The following is a 3,551-nucleotide window of genomic DNA, read 5'->3' on the forward strand; positions in this document are numbered from 1 at the left end:
CTTGGGGGTTGTTGGTTGGGGTTGTTTCTCTCTTTTGGTGGGTGCTGTGTTTTTGGTGTATGGGTGGGTTGGGGCCCCCGCGCCCCCCCCCCCCCCCCCGGGCCCGGTCGGGGTGCTCGCCGTCGCGGTGCCGTGGCTGCTGGTGCCGATCGTGCTGTTCCTCGGCTACTCCGCCGCGGTCGACAACATCTACCTCGGGCGCTATCTCATCTTCACCACGCCCGCGCTGGCGCTGATCGTCGCGGTCGCCGCCGCCCGGGTCGCCCCGTCCCGGGTGGCGGCCGCGGCGCTGGTGCTGGTGCTGGCGGCGGCGGCGCTGCCCGCCTACCTTGCGCAGCGGCAACCGTGGGGAAAGCCGGGGGGCATGGACTACAGCGCCCTCGCCGACGACCTCGCCGCGCGCGCGGAGCCCGGCGACTGCGTCGCGTTCCAGCCCAGCGTGTCGTGGCAGCCGACGTCGCTGCGCGCGATCGAACAGGTCCGGCCCGACGCGTTCGCCGGGCTCGTCGACGTCGGGTTCGGTGAATCGGGAACCGACCGGGTCAGCCTGTGGGACGCGGACGCCCCCGCCGAGGTCGTCGCCGCCCGAGCGAGGGACTGTGCGGTGGTGTGGGTGGTCACCGACGGCGACCGCACAACCCGCAGCCGGTACCTGCACCCCGCCAACGTGTGGTGGGAGTTCGCGCCGTTCCGGTTCACCGACTCCGAGCTGTACCGGGCGCTGGCCGGTGCCGGGTTCGTCATCGCCGAGCGGGTGCCGGTGCACCACACCCAGCTGGTGCGGATGGTTCGGTGACCGTCACACCCAGTAGGCGACGCGGGACCGGTAGTTCCGCATCGCGAACAGTGCGACGGTCCAGCCGACGACGGTCACCGCGAGGACGATCACCCAGTGGTAGAGCTGCTGGTCGCCGCCGAGCAGCGGGGTGCGGACGATGTCGAGGAAGTGGTACAGCGGGTTGAGCTCGGCGATCTTCGCGCGCTCCGCGTTCCCGGTGCCCTCGAGGGTCTTCTCGGTCCAGATGATCGGGGTCATGAAGAACAGCAGCTGCACGATGCTGCCGAGCAGCGGCGCGATGTCCCGGTAGCGGGTGGACAGGATGCCGAACAGCAGCGACACCCACACCGCATTGATTGCGATCAGGAACAGCGCGGGGATCGCCGCGATCGCGGTCCAGCTGATCGGCTGCGGGAAGATCGCGAAGATGACCACGTAGATGACGATGTTGTGGGCGAACAGGATCATCTGCCGCCACACCAGTCGGTACACGTGCACGCTCAGCGGTGTCGGGAGCTGTTTGATCAGCCCCTCGTTGGACATGAACACGTCCGCACCCTCGAGGATGGACCCGCTGATCAGGTTCCAGATGATGAAGCCGAGGGTGACGTAGGGCAGGAACTCGGCGATGTCCATGTTGAACAACGTGCCGTACAGCAGGCCCATCGCGACCGCGGAGACACCGGTCGCGATCGTGATCCAGAACGGGCCGAGCACCGAGCGGCGGTACCGCTGCTTGATGTCCTGCCAGCCAAGGTGCAGCCACAGTTCGCGGTGCCGGAATCCTTCCCGGAGGTCCTGGAAGGCCCGCCGGAAACTCCGGGAATCGGCGTGCACGGTGTCGATCGGGGCTGCGGTGGGCGTGTCGGGCACAGGGGACGAGACTACTCGCCCGTCCGCACCCGTCGTCCGCTCCTGTTCCAGGTCCACGTCACTGCCGCTCAAAGCGTTCCTCCCGGCCGAGTTTGCGAAGACGCACCCATTCCCGCAGGCCGGCGGGGTCGCGTCGGGTGATCAGGAAATACCAGCCGAAGCGCAGCCACTCCTGGGGGAGCAGCCGCCGCATGCCCGGCTGCGCGAGCAGATAGCCGCGGTTGCGGTAGGTGAAGAAGCGCTTGGTGTCGTTGTCCGGGTACTGGGTGTGCATCCGCCCACCGAGGATCGGTTTGAATTCGTCGGTGCCGCACGGGTGCAGGTACGCCGTGGTCAGGCAGGTGCCGAACGGCAGACCCGACCGGACCAGCCTGCGGTGCACCTCCACCTCGTCGCCGCGGACGAACAACCGCAGGTCCGGGACACCGACGGCGTCGATCGCGGCCGCCGAGAACAGGGCACCGTTGAACAGTGACGCGATCCCGGGCAGCAGGTCGCCGTCGCCGAGCTCGGAGCGGGTCCGCCGCCATTCCAGGCCGCGGCGCAGCGGAAACGCCAGCCGGTCCGGCTCGTCGATGTTGCACACCACCGGCGACACCTCCGCCAGCGCGTTCCGCTCGGCGCAGGCGAGCAGGGCGGCGAGCACGTCCGGGCCCTCGGGGCGGCCGTCGTCGTCGGCGAGCCACACCCAGTCCGCGCCGAGCGCGAGGGCGTGCAGCATGCCGAGCGCGAACCCGCCCGCCCCGCCGAGGTTGTGCTTGGAGCCGATGTAGGTGGTCGGCACGCTCGCCGACTCGACCAGCTTCCGCACGTCGGCCTCGTCGGCGTTGTCGACCACGACGAGGTGGTCCAGCGGTCGCGTCTGCGCGGCGAGCACCCGGAGGGACGCGGCGAGCAGCTCGCGTCGCCGGTGGGTGACGACGACGCCGATGATCGTGCTCACACGGTGCCGTTCGGCGAGGCGGTTTCGGTCTTCTCGCGCTCGATCTCGCGGATCACGTGCGCGACGTGGTCGCCCGCATCGTCGCCCTCGTAGGCGCGCACGACCTCCTCGATGCCGCCGCTCATCCGGATCTGCCCGTGGTCGATCCACATCGCCCGGTCGCACAGCTGCGCGAGGAACTCGTTGGAGTGGCTCGCGAAGACGAGGATGCCGGAGCGTTCGACCAGCGCCTGCAGCCGGGTCCGTGCCTTCTTCATGAAGTCCGCGTCCACCGCGCCGATGCCCTCGTCGAGCAGCAGAATCTCGGGGTCGATGCTGGTGACGACGCCGAGCGCGACCCGAACCCGCATGCCGGTGGAGTAGGTGCGCAGCGGCATGTTCAGGTACTCGCCGAGCTCGGTGAACTCGGCGATCTCGTCGACCTTCGCCAGCATCTGCTTGCGGGTCATGCCCATGAACATGCCGCGGATCAGGATGTTCTCGTAGCCGGAGATCTCCGGGTCCATCCCGACCCCGAGGTCGAAGACCGGTGCGACGCGGCCGCGGACGCGGGCGGTGCCGCGGGTCGGCTCGTAGATGCCGGACAGCAGCCGCAGCAGGGTGGACTTGCCCGCGCCGTTGTGGCCGACCAGGCCGACGCGGTCACCCTCCTTCAGGGACATGGTGATGTCCCGCAGCGCCTCGACGACCACGACATCGGAGCTGTTGCGGCCGATCGCGCCGCCCGCCTTCCCGAGGAACGCCTTCTTCAACGACCGGGTCTTCGCGTCGAAGATCGGGAAGTCGACATACGCGTTGCTGGTCTCGATGCTCACGTGGTCAGTCAAGGTGCGCCTTTCAAAGCGGGTTCAGCCCGCCGGCTGGGCCCGCGGCGGCTGACACGGTCGCCCAGCCTACCGCCCCACCGGATGCGCCCCGGCCGCTCCGGTGGTGGGGGGGGGGGTCGGGGGCGAAGGG

General features: G+C 69.4%; 4 protein-coding genes. 1 reads left to right on the forward strand and 3 read right to left on the reverse strand.

Going from position 1 to position 3,551, the window contains the following annotated elements:
- The first annotated feature begins 112 nt into the window (after positions 1-112).
- Positions 113-796 carry a hypothetical protein gene (locus tag ACWF62_RS03515; protein WP_378507637.1) on the forward strand — a complete coding sequence of 228 codons (684 nt, stop codon included), beginning with the start codon at positions 113-115 and terminating at the stop codon, positions 794-796.
- Between the two features lie 3 nt (positions 797-799).
- Here ACWF62_RS03515 and wzm read toward each other — a convergent pair whose 3' ends face one another.
- From wzm to wzt, 3 genes are all read right to left on the reverse strand, one after another.
- Positions 800-1,624, reverse strand: a complete 825-nt coding sequence (wzm, locus tag ACWF62_RS03520) for a galactan export ABC transporter permease subunit Wzm/RfbD (RefSeq protein WP_378507742.1) — start codon at positions 1,622-1,624, stop codon at positions 800-802.
- Positions 1,625-1,709: 85 nt separating this feature from the next.
- Positions 1,710-2,594 (reverse strand): galactofuranosyltransferase GlfT1, encoded by an 885-nt coding sequence (glfT1, locus tag ACWF62_RS03525; protein WP_378507638.1) that lies wholly within the window; start codon positions 2,592-2,594, stop codon positions 1,710-1,712.
- The gene (wzt, locus tag ACWF62_RS03530) at positions 2,591-3,421 is read right to left on the reverse strand and encodes a galactan export ABC transporter ATP-binding subunit Wzt/RfbE (protein ID WP_378569829.1); all 831 of its coding nucleotides are present in this window, start codon (positions 3,419-3,421) and stop codon (positions 2,591-2,593) included. The genes glfT1 and wzt overlap by 4 nt, the downstream gene beginning before the upstream one ends.
- Positions 3,422-3,551: the final 130 nt, after the last annotated feature.

This window comes from Rhodococcus sp. NPDC054953, from assembly GCF_053609225.1.